Genomic DNA, 18,146 nt, shown 5'->3' on the forward strand with positions numbered 1-18,146 from the left:
AAAGGCAGTTCACTTGATTATGAACAACTGACTTCCCACCCGAAAGCCTCTGCAATGCCTTCATAAACTATGGCTCCTTTAACTATATTGAGCCCTTTTTGTAAAGATTTATCGGTTTGACATGCTTTTTCCCAGCCCATATTGGCCAATTTTAATACATACGGGAGTGTAACATTGGTTAACGCCACCGTAGAAGTATAAGGCACGGCACCCGGCATATTGGCTACACAATAATGCACCACATCATCGATGATGTAGGTTGGGTTTTCGTGCGTAGTAGCTTTGGTGGTTTCTATACAACCTCCTTGGTCTACCGCCACATCTACAATTACGGTTCCCGGATGCATTTCCTTGAGCATATCGCGGGTTATTAAACTTGGTGCCTTGGCCCCCGGAATTAATACGCCCCCAACAATAAGATCGTGGGTCTTTATATGTTTTCTGATGTTGTATTCATTAGAGAACTCGGTAACCACATGGCTTGGCATAATATCGTTGACATGGCGCAAACGTTTCATGTTAATATCCAAAATGGTAACATGTGCGCCCAACCCGGCAGCCATTTTTGCCGCTTGAATTCCAACAGTACCAGCGCCCAAAATAAGAACACGACCCGGTGGTACCCCAGGGACTCCGCCCAATAAAACACCACGGCCTTTGATGGGTTTTTCCAAATATTTTGCACCCTGTTGAATGGCCATCCTTCCGGCAACTTCAGACATAGGCGTTAGCAATGGCAAGGTACCATCTGCATCCTCTACCGTTTCATAGGCAATACATATAGCTTTACTTGTTATCATTGCCTTTGTTAAGGTTTCACTAGAAGCAAAATGAAAATAAGTAAAAACAAGTTGATTCTCCTGTATAAGATTGTATTCTCGATCAACGGGTTCTTTAACCTTTACAATCATATCGCTTTTTAAATAAACACCTTCAATTGTATCAAGGATAATGGCACCCACTTGAAGATAATCATCATCAAAAAAACCACTTCCTTCCCCCGCTGTAGATTGCACATACACCGTATGCCCGTTTTTTACAAGTTCGAAAACCCCGGCAGGAGTCATTCCCACTCTATTTTCATTGTTTTTAATTTCTTTTGGAACCCCAATTTTCATTGCTTCTATTTTTAAGATTTAATGCAATTTCAGGTTTCTAGTGATTAAATTCAAATAAAGTTGATAAAAAAATAGGGGTGTGTAGATAAAATGTATATTTTTTTAATTACACACCCCTATATATTGTAGGGGGTACAATAAAAATATGATATATTTTTAGAAATTATATTTTTTTAAGGGGTCATGATATATAAAACAAAAAACCTTGACTTAGAATCAAGGTTTTTATTGGTGGTATAAGTTGCGATAAAAGAATGGTATTTATCCAACTATATTTACGATCTTTCCAGGAACAACAATAATTTTCTTAGGTGTTCTTCCTTCTAGCTGTGCCTGCGTTTTTTCGTGCGCCATTACTGTTTTTTCAATTTCGTCTTTGGTCATATCCAATGGCAAATCGAGTGTAAAACGCATTTTCCCGTTGAAGGAAATCGGGTAGGTTTTATCGCTTTCTACTAAATATTTCTCATTAAACACAGGAAAAGAAGCAGTTGCAACCGATTCTTCGTTACCCAATTTATGCCACAGTTCTTCTGCAATGTGTGGTGCATAAGGCGAGATTAATACAGCCAACGGCTCTAAAATTTTTTTACTTGTACATTTTTGGGCCGTTAACTCATTCACACAGATCATAAACGTAGAAACCGATGTGTTGAACGAAAAATTCTCTATATCTTCTTCTACTTTTTTAATGGTCTTGTGCAAACTCTTCAAATTCTCCTTTGTAGGTTCGTCATCGGTTACTTTTAGTCCGTTGTCATCAAAATAAAGTTTCCATAATTTTTTCAAGAATCCATGTACGCCGGTAATTCCCGCTGTATTCCATGGTTTTGCCTGCTCCAATGGGCCTAGGAACATTTCGTACATCCGCAAGGTATCGGCGCCGTAATTTTCGCAGATATCATCGGGGTTAACCACATTGTATTTGGATTTTGACATTTTTTCGACTTCGCGAGAGACTTTGAAAGAACCATCTTCTTCCGTGATGAACTTAGCATCTTTAAATTCAGGTCGCCAATTTTTAAATGCTTCAATATCTAATTCGCCGGATGTATTTACGAAAGAGACATCTGTGTGGATTGGAGTAACAGATTTACCCTCTTTCAAATTTTTAGAAATAAATGTATTTTCTCCTTCAATTCTATACACAAAAGCGCTCTCTCCCAGAATCATTCCTTGGTTGATGAGTTTTTTGGCAAATTCGTCTACCGGAAGCAATCCTTGGTCGAACAGAAACTTTTGCCAAAAACGGGCGTATAATAAATGCCCAGTGGCGTGTTCGCTTCCGCCAATATATAAATCTACATCCCGCCAATAATTTAAAGCATCTTGCGAGGCAAATTCTTCGATGTTTCCTGCATCCATATAGCGGTTAAAATACCATGAACTTCCAGCCCAGCCTGGCATGGTGTTAAGTTCCAAGGGATAAATACCATTATGTGATGCTTCGACAGGCTCAGCATAACAAAGGTCGTTAGAAACAACTTTATTGTTGACTGTATCCCACGCCCAGTCGGTAGCATTTCCCAAAGGTGGTTCCCCGGTTTCTGTGGGAAGGTATTTCTCCACTTCCGGCAATTCAATGGGTAAATACTTTTTATCAATCATCTGTGGGAGTCCGTTTACGTAATAGACAGGAAACGGTTCCCCCCAATAACGCTGACGGGAAAAAACGGCATCGCGCAGACGGTAATTTACCTTTCCTTCGCCTTGCCCTATTTTCTCCAGTTCTGCAATGGTTATTTTGGCAGCTTCTTTATAACCCAAGCCGTTTAAAAAGTCGCTGTTGGAAATTACGGTATTTTCTTTATCGGCAAAAGCTTCTTGGCTAATATCAACCCCTTCAAAAATATTGGGGATTTCTATCCCAAAGTGCTTTGCAAAATCATAATCGCGCTGGTCACCACAGGGTACCGCCATTACGGCGCCAGTTCCGTAGCCCGCCAATACATAATCACCAATCCAAACAGGAACTGGCTTTTTGGTAAACGGATGCTCCGCATAAGCGCCGGTAAACACGCCACTTATGGTTTTTACATCGGCCATGCGTTCGCGCTCGCTACGCTTGGCAGTTGCTTCAATGTATGCTTCAACTTCAGCCTTTTGTTCGGGCGTGGTAATTTTCTCAACCAGCTCGTGTTCGGGAGCCAACGTCATAAATGAAACCCCGAAAATAGTGTCGGGACGGGTCGTGAAGACTTCAATGTCATTTTCTGCATTCAAAACTTCATGTTCAATGTTTGAGAACTTTAAACCTTGAACTTTAAATTTTACAACTGCTCCTACTGATTTCCCTATCCAATTACGTTGAATTTCTTTTAACGGCTCCGGCCAATCTACTTTTTCCAGTCCTTGTAGCAAACGCTCGGCATAGGCAGAAATACGCATGCTCCATTGCTTCATTTTTTTTCGTACCACCGGATGACCGCCACGTTCTGAAACTCCGTTTACAATTTCATCGTTTGCCAAAACGGTTCCCAAGGCAGGGCACCAGTTCACCTCTGTTTCAGCTAAATACGTAAGCCTATACTGAAGCAGTATTTTTTGTTGCTCTTCGGAAGTGAAACCGTTCCACGCTTCAGCAGTAAAAACACGTACATTATCATCACACACTGCGTTTACGGAAGCATTCCCTTCGGCCTCAAACTTTTTTATCAAGGTTGAAATATCTTCGGCCTTATCATTAACGTTATTGTACCAAGAATTAAAAAGCTGAATAAAAATCCACTGCGTCCATTTATAATATTCAGGATTCGAGGTACGTACCTCGCGGCTCCAATCGAACGAAAACCCTATTTTATCCAACTGTTCACGGTAACGGGCAATATTGGTTTCGGTAGTTACCGCCGGATGCTGCCCAGTTTGTATGGCATATTGCTCGGCAGGCAACCCAAAACTATCGTACCCCATTGGGTGAAGTACATTAAAGCCTTTGTGGCGTTTGTATCGGGCATAAATATCGCTGGCGATATACCCAAGCGGGTGACCCACGTGCAGTCCCGCACCCGATGGATACGGAAACATATCTAATACATAAAACTTGGGCTTAGCCGAATTGTTTTCAGCTTTAAACGTTTGGTTGTCCGCCCAATATTTTTGCCATTTGGCTTCAATTTCATTGAAATTGTACTTCATCACTATCTTCTTTTTTCAAAAATGGTATAAGAGACCGCAAAAGTACGCTTATTGAATGAAATAAGAAAGTTAGAAACCAATGGTACAGGGAATAAGTTATCTCAAAAAAATAAATCCCGAGCTGAAAAATTTGTTCTCTTATTCAACACGATTTGTACAATCCCATAAAGTATCATTTGGCGAAAATGAAAATTTTTGTGCCTTTCCAACGCAACCAAAAAATGTGTATAAAAAAGGACAAATTGTATACAATTGGGTAAAATTTACACACTTCAAAAATCAGCTAAACATTGTAAACGCTTGTTTTTCAAGGATATTCAAATTGGTATCAATGTTGACTTATCCTTGATGAATATAAGTAAACAACATGAAGCAAACAACGATAATATCAGAATCCCCAAAAACAACAAGTATCAACGAATACTTTAACCGCATAGAAAAATTTATTTCCAGCGCATCTCCATCTTTCATATTGGCAGGAACATTCATTCTGCTGGTGGGCGGCGCTTCTTTATTCTACTTTTTACAACCTTATTTTGAAGCCGTTCATTTAGAGAGAATGGCCACCGGATGGGGAATGGCATTAATTATATTGGGGATTTCCCTGCTTGCCATTAAAATTAGTTTCTTAATCTATATTTTAACGTTATATCTCCGCTATAGATCCATTAAATCTGTTTCTGATGCCGAATTACCCTTGTGTACGGTTATTGTACCTGCATATAATGAAGGCCAATTGGTATATAAAACATTGATAAGTTTGGCAGAAAGCGATTATCCAGAACACAAATTGCAACTCATTTCTATTGACGATGGAAGCCAGGACAATACTTGGGAATGGATGAAAAAAGCAAAAGATGAATTGGGCGACCGCGTTGCTATTTACCAGCAACCCAAAAACATGGGAAAAAGACATGCGTTGCACCGTGGATTTAAAATAGGTACCGGAGACATTTTTATTACCGTAGACAGTGATTCTATTGTTTTAAAAGACACCTTACGGATAATGGCCAGTCCATTTGTGGTAAACAAAGAATGTGGTGCCGTTGCCGGAAACGTACGCGTATTAAACAGGGATAAAGCCTTGATACCACGTATGCTTAATGTAAACTTTGCCTTTAGTTTTGAGTTTATTCGTTCTGCACAAAGTAGATTGGGCTCAGTATTGTGTACGCCAGGTGCTTTGTCGGCCTACAGAAGAGAAGCTGTTTTTAATTGCCTGAACGACTGGATCAACCAGACTTTTATGGGCGAGGTTTCCAAGATTGGAGAAGACCGGGCCATGACCAACATGATTTTAAAGCAAGGATATAAAGTATTATTTCAGCGTAAAGCATATGTATATACTAACATTCCCGAGAAATATAAGAACTTGTATAAAATGTTTATCAGATGGGAAAGAAGTAATGTACGCGAGAATATTGCCATGAGCAGGTTTGCTTTTGGAAACTTTAGGGAAGGTGCAAAAAGCGGGACCAGGATATTGCTAATGAACCAATGGTTGAAAATGATTATGGCCTATCCTGCAATATTATTGATGATATTTTTTGTAAGCACACATCCGTTATTGTTCCTTAGCTCTACGTTGGTAGGTATCATGATATTTTCCAGTATGCATGCCTTCTTTTATGCCAAAAAGCATAGCATGTCCGAGTCTTTTTGGGCATATCCGTACAGTGTTTTCTACGCCTTTACCCTGTTCTGGATTACCCCTTACGCCATTGCTACTGCTGGAAAAAGTGGTTGGTTAACAAGAGATTTGACCAAAGGGCAACTAAAAAAACAACAACAATTGGTAGCCGCATCTTAACGAACCGAAAATAAAAACGGTTCTAAACGGATAACATATCGGCATATCAACCTATATATATTCAAGGGATAAACTTTTTAATAAAAAGTCTATCCCTTTTTTTATGCTGATCATGGATTAACGCTTAAATATATAAGGAATAATATAATGCACAAACATTATTTATTAAACACAAAAAACCTCTTCTTTTGTAAGCGGGAACTAATCCCTAGTTAAAAGAAGAGGTTTTTTTAAACGCAAAATTTAAGTAAACTTTTAGTCGTCTACAAGGACCAAGCCTTTCCTCCAGTTGCTTCTTCCAAAGGCATACACCCTGTATAAACTCCCGGAATAGGATCGTAAGCCAATACTTCTTCTCCTATTTTCTGGCTATTTTTATAAGCATTGATGGTAGACCAACGCAAATCGTTAATCATCCCAAAGGCCAATGCTTCGTTGTCTTCTACTTTATTTTCTGTGGTTCCAATTTCCACTTCGTTCCCTTCAATACTAATACGATCGTTCAGGTCTTTCTTCTTGTCATCGGATGCTTTTAGGTTTTCCGACACAATTTCTTCGTATTGTTCTGGAGTAATCTCGCTTAAGTCTTCGTTGTATTTAGCCTTTAATTGATTTACCAACCCGGCCATTTTTTTACGATACCGTGCTTGATCTTCATCAAACTCTACTTCTTTAACGTACTTATCGATAAATTGAGGTACGTTTACTTCTGAAGCAGAAGGGGTGTCTGTTTTTGGAATAATTACATCTACTATATTGGTAAGGGCTATCCCTTCTTCTGCTGTAAAAAACTCCGGAACCCATGTGGCCTTATCGGTAGTACAGCTTTGCAACATGCTTAAAAGGGTAGGCGACGCTACAACAAATCCGGTAGTTAAACCAATATTTCTAAGTGCTTTTCTTCTGTTCATAATAATTGGTTTTTACAGGTTCATTTTTTTAAGTTCTTCTACAGCGTGGTTTGCGGCCCTTGCCGTAAATGCCATATAACCTAACGATGGGTTATGACATGCAGACGATGCCATAAATGCTCCATCGGTAACATATACATTTGGTACAGCGTGCAATTGGTTATGCTTGTTCAACACCGATGTTTTAGGATCCCTCCCCATACGGGCTGTTCCCATTTCGTGTATTCCAAGCCCCATTCCACCGATACTGTCGTAGGTAGAAATATCTTTAAACCCTGCTGCTTCCAACATTTCGGCAGCCTGTTGTTTCATGTCCTTGCGCATGGCCAGTTCGTTTTCGCCAAAATCGGCATCAAAAGTAACGGTTGGTAATCCCCATTCGTCCTTTTTATCATAATCAAGGTACATACGGTTGCTATGGTCTGGCAAGGTTTCGCCAAAGGCAGTCATTCCCATGGTCCAGCCTCCCGGTTCCATTAGTGCTTCTTTTAATTCTTTACCATACGCCAATTCACGGATAGACTCGGACCAATCTCCTCGGCTGGCCCCACCTTGGTAACCATATCCTCTTATAAAGTCTTTTTGGTTGGTATCGCCACCTAGGTTTCTAAAGCGTGGAATGTAAACCCCGTTTGGCCTTCTTCCTTTGTAATATTTATCATGGAACCCATCAAATTTACCGCTTGCACCAACCCTAAAGTGGTGATCCATTAAATTGTGGCCTAATTCGCCGCTATCGTTCCCCATTCCGTCAGGGAACCTTTCAGACTTAGATTGCAACAAAATAGAAGCCGATGCAATTGCCGATGCACAAAGGAAAATTACTTTTGCTTTAAACTCCATCGTTTCTTTGGTTTCGGCATCAATTACGCGAACTCCTGTTGCTCTTCCCGTTTCGGCATCGTACATTATTTCATGAACAATAGAAAAAGGTCTAAGCGTCATGTTTCCTGTAGCTTCGGCCGTAGGTAAAGTGGACGAGTTACTACTGAAGTACGCCCCGAAAGGACATCCCCGGATACATCTGTTTCTGTATTGACAAGGCCCCCTGCCTTCTCCGGGCTTGGTTCCTTGTGTAATATGGGCTACACGGCCTATGGTAATGGTACGGTCGTTAAATTTGCTCTCTATACTTTGTTTAAAATGGTCTTCTACACAATTCAAGTCCATTGGAGGCAAGAAATTTCCATCTGGAAGTACAGGCAATCCCAGATTAACCCCGCTTACGCCAATAAAACTTTCCACTTTATCGTACCATGGCTTTATTTCGTCATAACGCAATGGCCAGTCTACAGCAATCCCGTCTTTTAAATTTGCTTCAAAGTCCACGTCGCCCATGCGGTAACTTTGCCTGCCCCACATAAGGGAACGCCCACCAACATGATAACCGCGCATCCAATCGAAGCGCCTATCCTCGTTGTATGGGTGCTTAACATCATCTACAAAGAAATGTTGACTTGCCCCACTTACGGTATAGCCGGTACGTGCCTGTTTGTATTTCCTTTCTTTGACCTCTCTGGAGGCAGCGCCTCCGTTAGGCATATCCCAGGGATCTAGGTTTGCCGTTGGATAATCTTCCACATGTTTCACCATGCGTCCTCTTTCCAATACAAGAGTTTTCAATCCATTTTCGCAAAGTTCTTTTGCGGCCCAGCCACCGGAAACACCGGTACCTACAACAATGGCATCGTATTCCTCTTGAGGGGAATTGTAATAAAATGTACTCATTATTTATAGCTTGTTTATAATAGTAGTTTTTCAAATATAAAAATTAATTTTTTACATTAGACGAATATTTTAATTAAGAATAAATCATTTTAACAACATTAACATTATTGAATTGATAATTTTTACATATAAATACTACGAATATGAAGAGGCGTAAATTTATTCGGAACACTAGCAGCACGGGCATAGCTATCTCATTATTAGGAATGTACGCTTGCAAAAAAACGGCTACAAAAAAAGAAATTGTCACTAAAAAAGACGTGTTTGAACCATTTTTCAAACTTTCGTTGGCACAATGGTCTATTCATAAAATGATATGGGAAGAAAATTTCGATCCGATGAATTTTGCAAAAAAGGCCAAGGAACTGGGTTTTTCCGGACTGGAATATGTAAATCAACTTTATAACAAAGAAATAGAAAAACGTGGCAACACTAACGAAGCAATTATTTCGTTGGCAAACGACCTGAAAAAAAGAAGCGAAGAACACCAAATGCACAACCAGATAATGATGGTTGATTTACAAGGTGAAGAAAACTTACTGGCTACCCCTGATGAAGCAATCCGGAAACAAGCAGTAGAAAACCATAAAATATGGGTTGATGCCACTTCTATTTTAGGCTGCCATTCCATGCGGGTTAATTTATTTGGCACTCTTGACGAAGGCAAATGGAAAGAAAGCTCTGTTGCATCATTGACCGAACTGTCTGAATATGCTTCTGCTAAAAATGTAAACATTATTGTAGAAAACCACGGTTACCTTTCTTCAAACGGAGCGCTCATGGCCGAAGTCATGACAATCGTAAATAAAAAAAATTGCGGCACTTTGCCCGATTTCGGTAATTTTTGCCTCCGAAGGGAAGGAAATGAATTATGGGGTACGCCTTGCATAGAAGAATACGATAAATACAAAGGCGTTGAAGAATTGATGCCTTTTGCCAAAGGAGTTAGTGCAAAATCTTTTAACTTTGACGAAAATGGCAACGAAACCACTATAGATTTCCTGAAAATGATGAAGATTGTAAAAGATGCCGGGTTTAACGGTTATGTAGGGGTGGAATATGAAGGCGAGGAACTCCCGGAAGAAAAAGGGATCCTGGCCACCAAAGCACTCCTTATTGAAGTTGCAAAAAAAATAAATACCGGTGCGGGTTCTTAAGGCATAAGAAAAGTTTATAAAATTGTAAGCTCAAAAAACCGCACATAATTACTAACTATAACTATTTAATATTTAAACGCAAGCTAACATGAACAAAAAAATTCAATTTCAACTTTCCTTTATGATGTTCTTAGAATTTTTCATTTGGGGAGGTTGGTTTGTTACGCTAGGCACATTCCTAGGGAACAACCTTGAAGCCACCGGCGGACAAATGGCCATGGCATTTTCTACTCAATCTTGGGGAGCTATTATAGCCCCTTTTATTATTGGTTTAATAGCCGACCGCTATTTTAATGCTGAAAAAATCTTGGGGATTTTGCATATCATAGGGGCCATATTAATGTATCTAATGTACCAAAGCACCGATTTCAGTGTCTTTTACCCATATGTATTGGCTTATATGATTGCCTTTATGCCAACGCTGGCCTTGGTAAACTCCATTTCTTTTAACCAGATGACAGACCCCGGAAAACAATTTTCTTTTGTAAGGGTTTTTGGAACCATAGGCTGGATTGTTGCAGGAGCGGTTATTAGTTACCTTGCATGGGATTCTACCGAAAATATATCTCAGGGAATGCTTAAAAATACTTTTTTAATGACTTCCATTGTTTCGGTAATTTTAGCCTTGTTTAGCTTCACTTTACCTAAAACACCACCAAAAGCCGACAAAAACGAAAAGGCCAGCATCTCTGAAATATTGGGCTTGGACGCTCTTAAACTTTTAAAAGACAGAAATTTCCTGCTATTCTTTATTTCATCGGTGCTTATTTGTATCCCTTTGGCATTTTATTATCAAAATGCGAGCCCGTTTTTAACAGAAATAGGCGTAGAAAACTCCACCTTTAAAATGTCTTTTGGGCAAATGTCTGAAGTGTTGTTTATGCTTTTATTACCGTTTTTCTTTAAAAAATTCGGTTTCAAAAAAACCATTTTGGCAGGTATGCTTGCATGGACCCTACGCTATCTCTTGTTTGCTTTTGGAGATGCAGGGGATTTAGTGTTTATGCTAATTATTGGAATTGCTTTACACGGTCTTTGCTACGATTTTTTCTTTGTTTCGGGTCAAATTTATACCGATTCCAAAGCGGGTGCTAAGCACAAAAGTGCTGCGCAAGGACTTATCACTTTGGCAACCTATGGTGTTGGGATGCTCATTGGCTTTGAAGTAGCTGGAGCCATTTCTGATAGATTTTTAATTTCTGAAGGAACTCACGATTGGTACAGCATCTGGATATACCCGGCAGGCTTTGCATTGGCTGTGGCCATCCTGTTTGCCATTTTCTTTAAAAATGAAAAAATAGAATATAAAGAGCAATAAAAATATGGTCCCGGCCATGTTACACAAGGAAATTTAAAAAAACCTTAACTCAATTGCCTTTTTAACGTTATACCTTTACAATTATATATTTAATTTTTTACTAACAATATGAGCAAAAAAATAAGACTCGGAATTTTAGGCGGCGGTGGCGACTCTCTCATTGGTGTGTTACACCGTATTGCTTCTTCCATGTACGACAGCTACCAACTTGTTGGAGGCGTCTTTAACCCTAACCTAGATGAAAATATTGGTTTTGCAGAGCACATAGGCATTCCTACAAACCGCGTATATAAAGATTTTGATACCCTAATAGAAGAAGAGTTAAAACTCCCCGAAGATGAACGAATGCAAGTAGTTTCGGTGCTTACACCTAATTTTCTTCATTTTCCAATGGCAAAAAAGCTTTTGGAGTCGGGGTTTAATGTCATTTGCGAAAAACCAATGACAACCACCTTCGAGGAAGCTAAAATCCTTCAGGAAACATTAGAAAAAGCCAATACCATATTTGCCGTTACATATACCTATACCGGTTACCCAATGGTACGTCAAATGAAAGAAATGATAGCTTCTGGCGTTATTGGCGAAATACAAAAAATAGATGTTCAGTATTACCAAGGCTGGATAAACCCCATAATTCACGACAAAGATAAAAGGTCCAATACTTGGCGCCTTGACCCCGAAAAATCGGGGATTAGCTGTTGTGTGGGCGATATTGGCACACATGGGTTCGACATGATGGAATATGTAACCGGAATGGAGGTAAACAGTATCCTCGCCGACCTTAATTATCTTTATAGTGACAATAAAATGGATATCGACGGTACTATTTTGCTTCGTTTCTCGGAGAATGTAAAAGGGGTTTTAAGGACCAGCCAGATTGCCACAGGCGAAGAAAATAATTTTACGGTAAGTATCTACGGCAACAAAGGAGGCTTGAAATGGGAGCAGGAAAATCCAAACTATCTTTATCATTTAACTGAAGATGAGCCTTTAAAAGTATTAAAACCCGGCCATGCATATAATAGTGAATTCTCGCTGGACGGGACCAAACTTCCGCCGGGACACCCCGAAGGAATTTTCGATTCCATGGGGAACATCTATAAAGGTGTAGCCAAGGCCATCCGAAAGGAAAAATATCATCCAGGAGAATTTCCGGTCATGAACGATGGAGTCCGCGGAATGAATTTTATAGAAAAAGCAGTCGAATCTCATAAAAAAGGAAATGTTTGGGTAGAAATATAATTTCCCTCATTTCCTTTAAACATATTTATACAAGGCTGTGCATAATTTATACACAGCCTTGTTTTATAAAAATACAAGTAAAACAACCCTATGCCGGGGTTGTGAACATAAGTTGTAAAACAAAAATGCTTTATAAATACATTATATAAAACACAATGAGAAAACTAAGAATGGGCATGGTTGGCGGCGGCCTGGACTCTTTTATGGGCGATGTGCACCGCAAAGCTTCTGCTTTGGACGGAATGATAGAATTGGTATGTGGCGCTTTTAACAGCACCCTTGAAAAAACAAAGGGCACGGGAAAAGCATTGTTTTTACCCGAAAACAGGTGTTATGGCAGTTTTCAAGAAATGATTTTAAAGGAAAAAGAGCTTCCAGAAGGCGAACGAATGGATTTTGTAACCATTGTAACCCCAAATTTTTTACATTTCGAACCAGCAAAAATGGCTTTGGAAAATGGGTTCCATGTGGTCTGCGACAAACCGGTTACACTCACCGTAAACGAAGCCCAAATACTTGAAAAACTGGTGAACGACACAAGCCTATTGTTTGCGCTTACTCATAATTATACCGGGAACGCCATGGTAAAACAGGCTAAGCAAATGGTTGAAAATGGAGAATTGGGAGCCATTAGAAAAATACAGGTTCAATACCTGCAAGGGTGGATGGCTGCCGAAGTAGACAAGGAAGCAAAAATAAAGCCTTGGCGGGCAGACCCCAAAAAATCTGGAGTTGGCGGCTCTTTAGCCGATATCGGGACACATGCCGAAAATTTAGTTTCTTATATAACGGGGCTTCAAATAACCGAAATTGCAGCCGATCTGGGTAGGATTGGAAAAGACCGTGTGCTCGACAACGATGGAAACATCCTGCTTAGAATGGAAAACGGGGCTAAAGGGACCATGTCTATTTCGCAAATGGCCGTAGGCGAAGAAAACGCCCTCGGCATAAAAATATACGGTAGCAAAGGCAGTATAGAATGGAACCAGGAAGAAGCTACCAAACTAACGGCCAAATGGATCGACAAGCCCGAACAAACCTTCACCCCAGATGGAAACGACATCTATAAAAATGTAAGGGAAATTTCAAGAATCCCCAAAGGGCACCCCGAAGGCTATTTGGAGGCCTTTGCCAATATTTATAAAGCGTTCGGCACACATTTAATGAGCGTTCTTGAAAACAATCCAATGGAAAAACCAGATTACCCATCGATAAACGACGGGGTAAAAGGGGTTGAGTTTATCTATGCTGCCGTTGAAAGCGATAAACAAAATGCGGCGTGGGTAAAATTAAAATAAATAATGCCAAACGTTAGACATGGCATTTTTTAATACTTTTATTTTTAAACACGTATTTTTCTGGATAAATTGCTGGATATATATACCGAAGCATTTTTATCAACTAAAAAAATAAATTTCATGCATGTCCTCAACTGTATGAACATATATAAATTAAAAATTTAAAATAGATGAAAACCATAAAAGGCCCTGCCGTTTTCCTGGCCCAATTTGTAGATAATAAAGCTCCTTTCAATACCCTTGATGGGATGTGCAAATGGGCTGCCGATTTGGGTTACAAAGGAATACAAATACCTACTTGGGAAAACTTTTTAATCGATCTCGACAAAGCGGCCGAGAGTAAAACATATTGCGACGAACTTAAAGGAAAAATCAATTCATACGGATTGGAGATTACCGAGCTTTCCACTCACCTGCAAGGGCAATTGGTAGCTGTCCATCCTGCTTATGACATTATGTTTGACAATTTTGCCCCCGAAAAGGTAAAAAACAACCCAAAAGCAAGAACAGAATGGGCGGTAGACACTGTAAAAAAAGCGGCCAAGGCAAGCAATCATTTAGGACTTAAAGCGCACGCTACTTTTTCTGGTGCTTTGCTGTGGCATACTTTTCACCCATGGCCACAACGACCGCCGGGACTGGTAGAAATGGGCTTTGACGAATTGGCCAAGCGCTGGTTGCCCATTTTAAATGTTTTTGACGAGCAAGGCGTGGACGTGTGTTATGAAGTACATCCCGGTGAAGATATCCACGATGGGGACACTTTTGAACGTTTCCTCGAGGCTACCGGAAACCATAAGCGTGTAAATATTTTGTACGACCCTTCTCATTTTGTGCTCCAACAATTAGATTATATAGAATACATAGACCATTATCATGAATTTATTAAATCTTTCCATGTAAAAGACTCCGAATTTAATCCAACAGGAAAAAAAGGTGCTTTTGGAGGCTATAACAATTGGGGGGACCGAGCCGGAAGGTACCGTTCTTTGGGTGATGGACAAATTGACTTTAAAAAAATATTTTCAAAGCTCACGCAATACGGATGCGACGTATGGGCGGTAATGGAATGGGAGTGTTGCATTAAAAGCCCGGAACAAGGAGCAAGAGAAGGAGCCCCATTTATTAAAAAACATATTATTGAAGCTACCGAAAAAGTATTTGACGATTTCGCCGGAGCAGATGTGGATGAAGCTAAACTGAAAAAAATTCTCGGACTATAAAAACAATTAAATTTATACAAATGAAAACTATTAGCTATTTGTTTATGGCATCGATTGTATTGATGTCGTGCAAGCAAAAAAACAATTCTGAAACTGCTTCAGAAGAAACGACAACTTCTAAAAAAGAAGTAGCTCAAGCAACTTCAGCAGCAAAAGGCGAATGGAAAACGCTTTTTGATGGCACCGATTTTAGCAACTGGCATATGTACAACACCGGAAAAGAAGTATCCAGCGCTTGGTCTATAGAAGATGGTGCAATGGTGCTCACCCCCGGAGACCATGCAGGAAATATTGTTACCAATGAAGAATATACCAATTTCGTGCTTTCCTTGGAATGGAAGATTTCCGAAGGCGGTAACAGTGGTTTTTTCTGGGGAGTTCAAGAAGATGAAAAATACCATGAACCCTACCAAACCGGACCTGAAATTCAAATCTTGGACAACGAAAAACATCCAGATGCCAAGGCAGGAAAATCGCACCAGGCTGGAGCCTTGTACGACATGATTGCCCCAAGTGAAGATGTAGCAAAACCAGTAGGAGAGTGGAATACGTGCGTGTTGGAAATAAACCACAATACCAATAAAGGGACCGTAACCTTAAACGGGACAAAAGTGGTAGAATTTCCCGTTCATGGAGCGAAGTGGGACGAATTAATCGCCAATTCCAAGTTTAAGGACTGGGATGGTTTTGGCGTATACGAAACTGGAAAAATCGGACTCCAATACCACGGCAACAAAGTTTCTTTCAGAAATATTAAAATAAAAGAACTGGACTAATGATAAAAAAATTATTTTTTTGCGGTTTGCTTTTAAACGTTACAGTAGCATGCAATACTCCACAAAAAGAAGAAGCAAAAACTGAGGCCGTTACAACAAAAGCTGAAGAAAAACCAGCGGTAATAACCTATGAAGAATACTCGGGAAAAGAGCCCACAAAACCTGAAGAAACCGAGTTTTATGAGCCTGTTCCCCCTACGGTAGACCCCAGTGGAAAAAATGGCGCCCCAAGCGATGCCATTGTTCTCTTTGATGGTAAAAACCTCGACAACTGGGTCAGTGCTGCCGATAGTACTGCCGCAAAATGGACCATTAATAACGATGGGAGCATGACCGTTAAAAACAAAACCGGTGATATCCAGACAAAACAAAATTTTGGCAGCATACAGCTTCATATAGAATGGCGTTCTCCAGCAGAGATACATGGCGAAGGACAAAGCAGGGGAAACAGCGGCGTGTTCCTTCAAGGGTTATATGAAGTACAGGTACTGGACAATAACGACAACAAAACCTATACAAATGGCCAAGTAGGCTCTATTTATAAGCAAGGTGCCCCGTTGGCAATGGCCTCTGTTCCAACCGGCGAATGGAACACTTACGATATTATTTACCATGCTCCTGAATTTAACAAAGAAGGTGGAAAAATAAAATCGGCTACCATTACCTTATTACAAAATGGCGTTTTGATACAAGACCATACCGAAATAAAAGGTACCACCCCTTATATTGGGTGGCCTAAAAACGATCCGCACGGAAAAGGACCGCTTAAGCTCCAGGACCATGGCGATAACAGCCGTGTTAGTTACCGGAACATTTGGGTAAGGGAACTGGAATAATTCTATTAAAATAGTAGTATAAAAAAGGGTTGGCACCAATGATACCAACCCTTTTTTGTTGTTACCAATCTGGATTTTGATCAATATTTGGATTTGTATTCATTTCGGATTGTGGAATGGGAAAATATGCATGCTTTGGCAACACCAAAAATTCTTTGCCAACTTTATCGCTATTGTTTATTTCCTGTTCTATTAAGCCCCAACGTTTTAAGTCGTAAAACCTGAGCCCCTCCCGGAAAAATTCAATCATTCTTTGATGCCTTATTTCCTCCATCATTTCTGTTTGGCCTAAAGCAGCTATTGCCGAAAGGCTTGCCCTTTCCCTGATCCTGTTTACCAACGGAACAGCTTCAGCAGACCTGCCTTGCATTGTCAAAGCTTCAGCGTACATCAATAAAACATCGGCAAACCGAAGTGCTTTTTCGTTAATTTCAGAAATCCATATGCCTTCATTGTCATCAAACCAGTTTTGGTATTTTTTAATTTTGGCACTGTAGCCAAAAGGCGAGGAAAATTCGGCATACGGAATGTTATAAAATGTGGCGCCTGGATAATCCCATATCAATGAAGCGTACATTCTAGGATCGAAATCGCCATCGGTGGTTTTTTCCTCTTGAAATTCCTGAAATATCTTTTCCGTGGGATGCGCTTCAAACCAGCCTCCAACTTCTGTTGGTGCAAATTCCTGAGCAGTAGTTACTCCTTGCGATTCGTTTGCATTTTCGCCTGCCCAAGGTTCTGTTCCTCCAACATTTTGGTTTTGTATTTCAAACAATGATTCTATATTATTGTCATTTCCCGGCAAGAAATTCTCCTGAAAATCTGCAAGTAGATCGTAATTATATGGAGCCTTTGGCATTCCTGTTGGAGTTGTTAGGGTTGAAAACTGCGTAACGGCATCTTCCCATTTCTGCTGATATAAATACACTTTCCCCAAATAGCCAATTGCCGCGCCTTTGGTGGCCCTTCCAACCCATTGTGATGGGTATGTAACCGGTAAATTGGCTGCGGCCTCTTTAAAATCGTTTTCAATTTGCACCCATACCTCGCTTTCGGGCGATTGTTGAATAAAATATTCTTCCCGTGTTTGCGGTACCGAAGTAAAAATAGGCACAGCACCATAATTAATCACTAAATGAAAATAATTAAGCGCCCGTAAAAACTTAGCTTCGGCTACAAATTTTTCTTTGTCGGCATCAGAAACTTCTACGGTACCTATATTGTCTATTATTTGGTTGGCCCTAAATATACCCGTATAACACCCTGTAAATATTGAGGTCGGCGTACCGGTAGAAGGCGTGTTACTAAAGGTAGAGAGTTCGTATAGTGCTTTAACGTCGTTACGGATAAAAAAGTCGTCTCCCCGGCCATTGGTAAGTTCTACGCCCCTTACGCCCCAATAACCGTTGTCTATATGCCTAAACATTTTATAGGTTGCCGCAAGTCCCGACAAAACATCGTCTCCCGTTTTCCAAAAATTTTCTTGTGTAACCACATTTGGGTTGGTTTGTTCTAATTCATCATCGCAACTTATAAAAGTTGAAACGATTAAAAGTATATATATGTATTTTTTCATCTTTAATAAAGTTTTATC

At 40.0% G+C, this 18,146-nt stretch carries 13 protein-coding genes; 8 read left to right on the forward strand and 5 right to left on the reverse strand.

The features are described 5' to 3' along the window. Positions 1–17: 17 nt before the first annotated feature. Positions 18–1,118, reverse strand: a complete 1,101-nt coding sequence (gene ald, locus UXI14_RS08255; RefSeq protein WP_335965727.1) for an alanine dehydrogenase — start codon at positions 1,116–1,118, stop codon at positions 18–20. A 261-nt stretch (positions 1,119–1,379) separates the two neighbouring features. After that, a complete protein-coding gene (gene leuS / locus UXI14_RS08260) occupies positions 1,380–4,253 on the reverse strand; it encodes a leucine--tRNA ligase (protein ID WP_335965728.1) in 2,874 nt (957 codons plus the stop codon). A gap of 367 nt (positions 4,254–4,620) precedes the next feature. Between leuS and UXI14_RS08265 the strand changes: the two genes are divergently transcribed. Continuing rightward, on the forward strand, positions 4,621–6,063 hold the full coding sequence (locus UXI14_RS08265) for a glycosyltransferase family 2 protein (protein ID WP_335965729.1): 1,443 nt from the start codon (positions 4,621–4,623) through the stop codon (positions 6,061–6,063). A 263-nt stretch (positions 6,064–6,326) separates the two neighbouring features. On the opposite strand, the gene UXI14_RS08270 is transcribed toward UXI14_RS08265, so the two are convergent. Both UXI14_RS08270 and UXI14_RS08275 read right to left on the reverse strand, forming a co-directional pair. Next, positions 6,327–6,974 (reverse strand): gluconate 2-dehydrogenase subunit 3 family protein, encoded by a 648-nt coding sequence (locus tag UXI14_RS08270; RefSeq protein ID WP_335965730.1) that lies wholly within the window; start codon positions 6,972–6,974, stop codon positions 6,327–6,329. A 12-nt stretch (positions 6,975–6,986) separates the two neighbouring features. Beyond that, on the reverse strand, positions 6,987–8,702 hold the full coding sequence (locus tag UXI14_RS08275) for a GMC family oxidoreductase (RefSeq protein WP_277899904.1): 1,716 nt from the start codon (positions 8,700–8,702) through the stop codon (positions 6,987–6,989). 143 nt (positions 8,703–8,845) lie between these two features. Between UXI14_RS08275 and UXI14_RS08280 the strand changes: the two genes are divergently transcribed. From UXI14_RS08280 to UXI14_RS08310, 7 genes are all read left to right on the forward strand, one after another. Then, the gene (locus UXI14_RS08280; protein WP_335965731.1) at positions 8,846–9,859 is read left to right on the forward strand and encodes a TIM barrel protein; all 1,014 of its coding nucleotides are present in this window, start codon (positions 8,846–8,848) and stop codon (positions 9,857–9,859) included. An 88-nt stretch (positions 9,860–9,947) separates the two neighbouring features. Beyond that, the gene (locus tag UXI14_RS08285) at positions 9,948–11,177 is read left to right on the forward strand and encodes a nucleoside permease (RefSeq protein WP_335965732.1); all 1,230 of its coding nucleotides are present in this window, start codon (positions 9,948–9,950) and stop codon (positions 11,175–11,177) included. Between the two features lie 108 nt (positions 11,178–11,285). Next, positions 11,286–12,419 (forward strand): Gfo/Idh/MocA family oxidoreductase, encoded by a 1,134-nt coding sequence (locus UXI14_RS08290; protein WP_335965733.1) that lies wholly within the window; start codon positions 11,286–11,288, stop codon positions 12,417–12,419. Positions 12,420–12,574: 155 nt separating this feature from the next. Next, positions 12,575–13,717 (forward strand): Gfo/Idh/MocA family oxidoreductase, encoded by a 1,143-nt coding sequence (locus UXI14_RS08295; RefSeq protein ID WP_335965734.1) that lies wholly within the window; start codon positions 12,575–12,577, stop codon positions 13,715–13,717. Positions 13,718–13,887: 170 nt separating this feature from the next. Beyond that, positions 13,888–14,940: a sugar phosphate isomerase/epimerase gene (locus UXI14_RS08300; RefSeq protein ID WP_335965735.1), complete on the forward strand. Its 1,053-nt coding sequence runs from the start codon at positions 13,888–13,890 to the stop codon at positions 14,938–14,940. 20 nt (positions 14,941–14,960) lie between these two features. Next, positions 14,961–15,716, forward strand: a complete 756-nt coding sequence (locus UXI14_RS08305; RefSeq protein ID WP_277899910.1) for a DUF1080 domain-containing protein — start codon at positions 14,961–14,963, stop codon at positions 15,714–15,716. 2 nt (positions 15,717–15,718) lie between these two features. Beyond that, positions 15,719–16,552, forward strand: coding sequence for a DUF1080 domain-containing protein (locus UXI14_RS08310; protein WP_335965763.1), 834 nt, complete (start codon positions 15,719–15,721; stop codon positions 16,550–16,552). 61 nt (positions 16,553–16,613) lie between these two features. Here the strand turns inward: UXI14_RS08310 and UXI14_RS08315 are convergent, their stop codons facing one another. Continuing rightward, complete coding sequence (locus UXI14_RS08315; protein WP_335965736.1) at positions 16,614–18,128, reverse strand: RagB/SusD family nutrient uptake outer membrane protein; 1,515 nt, start codon at positions 18,126–18,128, stop codon at positions 16,614–16,616. Between the last annotated feature and the right edge of the window lie 18 nt (positions 18,129–18,146).

Origin of the sequence: Galbibacter sp. PAP.153 (genome assembly GCF_037029175.1) — a bacterium.
GTDB lineage: Bacteria > Bacteroidota > Bacteroidia > Flavobacteriales > Flavobacteriaceae > Galbibacter > Galbibacter pacificus.

Excerpts from the sequence above, each read along its gene's own strand:
- ald (WP_335965727.1), bottom strand. The coding sequence starts at position 1,118 with ATGAAAATTGGGGTTCCAAAAGAAATTAAAAACAATGAAAATAGAGTG.
- leuS (WP_335965728.1), bottom strand. The coding sequence starts at position 4,253 with ATGAAGTACAATTTCAATGAAATTGAAGCCAAATGGCAAAAATATTGG.
- UXI14_RS08265 (WP_335965729.1), top strand. The coding sequence starts at position 4,621 with ATGAAGCAAACAACGATAATATCAGAATCCCCAAAAACAACAAGTATC.
- UXI14_RS08270 (WP_335965730.1), bottom strand. The coding sequence starts at position 6,974 with ATGAACAGAAGAAAAGCACTTAGAAATATTGGTTTAACTACCGGATTT.
- UXI14_RS08275 (WP_277899904.1), bottom strand. The coding sequence starts at position 8,702 with ATGAGTACATTTTATTACAATTCCCCTCAAGAGGAATACGATGCCATT.
- UXI14_RS08280 (WP_335965731.1), top strand. The coding sequence starts at position 8,846 with ATGAAGAGGCGTAAATTTATTCGGAACACTAGCAGCACGGGCATAGCT.
- UXI14_RS08285 (WP_335965732.1), top strand. The coding sequence starts at position 9,948 with ATGAACAAAAAAATTCAATTTCAACTTTCCTTTATGATGTTCTTAGAA.
- UXI14_RS08290 (WP_335965733.1), top strand. The coding sequence starts at position 11,286 with ATGAGCAAAAAAATAAGACTCGGAATTTTAGGCGGCGGTGGCGACTCT.
- UXI14_RS08295 (WP_335965734.1), top strand. The coding sequence starts at position 12,575 with ATGAGAAAACTAAGAATGGGCATGGTTGGCGGCGGCCTGGACTCTTTT.
- UXI14_RS08300 (WP_335965735.1), top strand. The coding sequence starts at position 13,888 with ATGAAAACCATAAAAGGCCCTGCCGTTTTCCTGGCCCAATTTGTAGAT.
- UXI14_RS08305 (WP_277899910.1), top strand. The coding sequence starts at position 14,961 with ATGAAAACTATTAGCTATTTGTTTATGGCATCGATTGTATTGATGTCG.
- UXI14_RS08315 (WP_335965736.1), bottom strand. The coding sequence starts at position 18,128 with ATGAAAAAATACATATATATACTTTTAATCGTTTCAACTTTTATAAGT.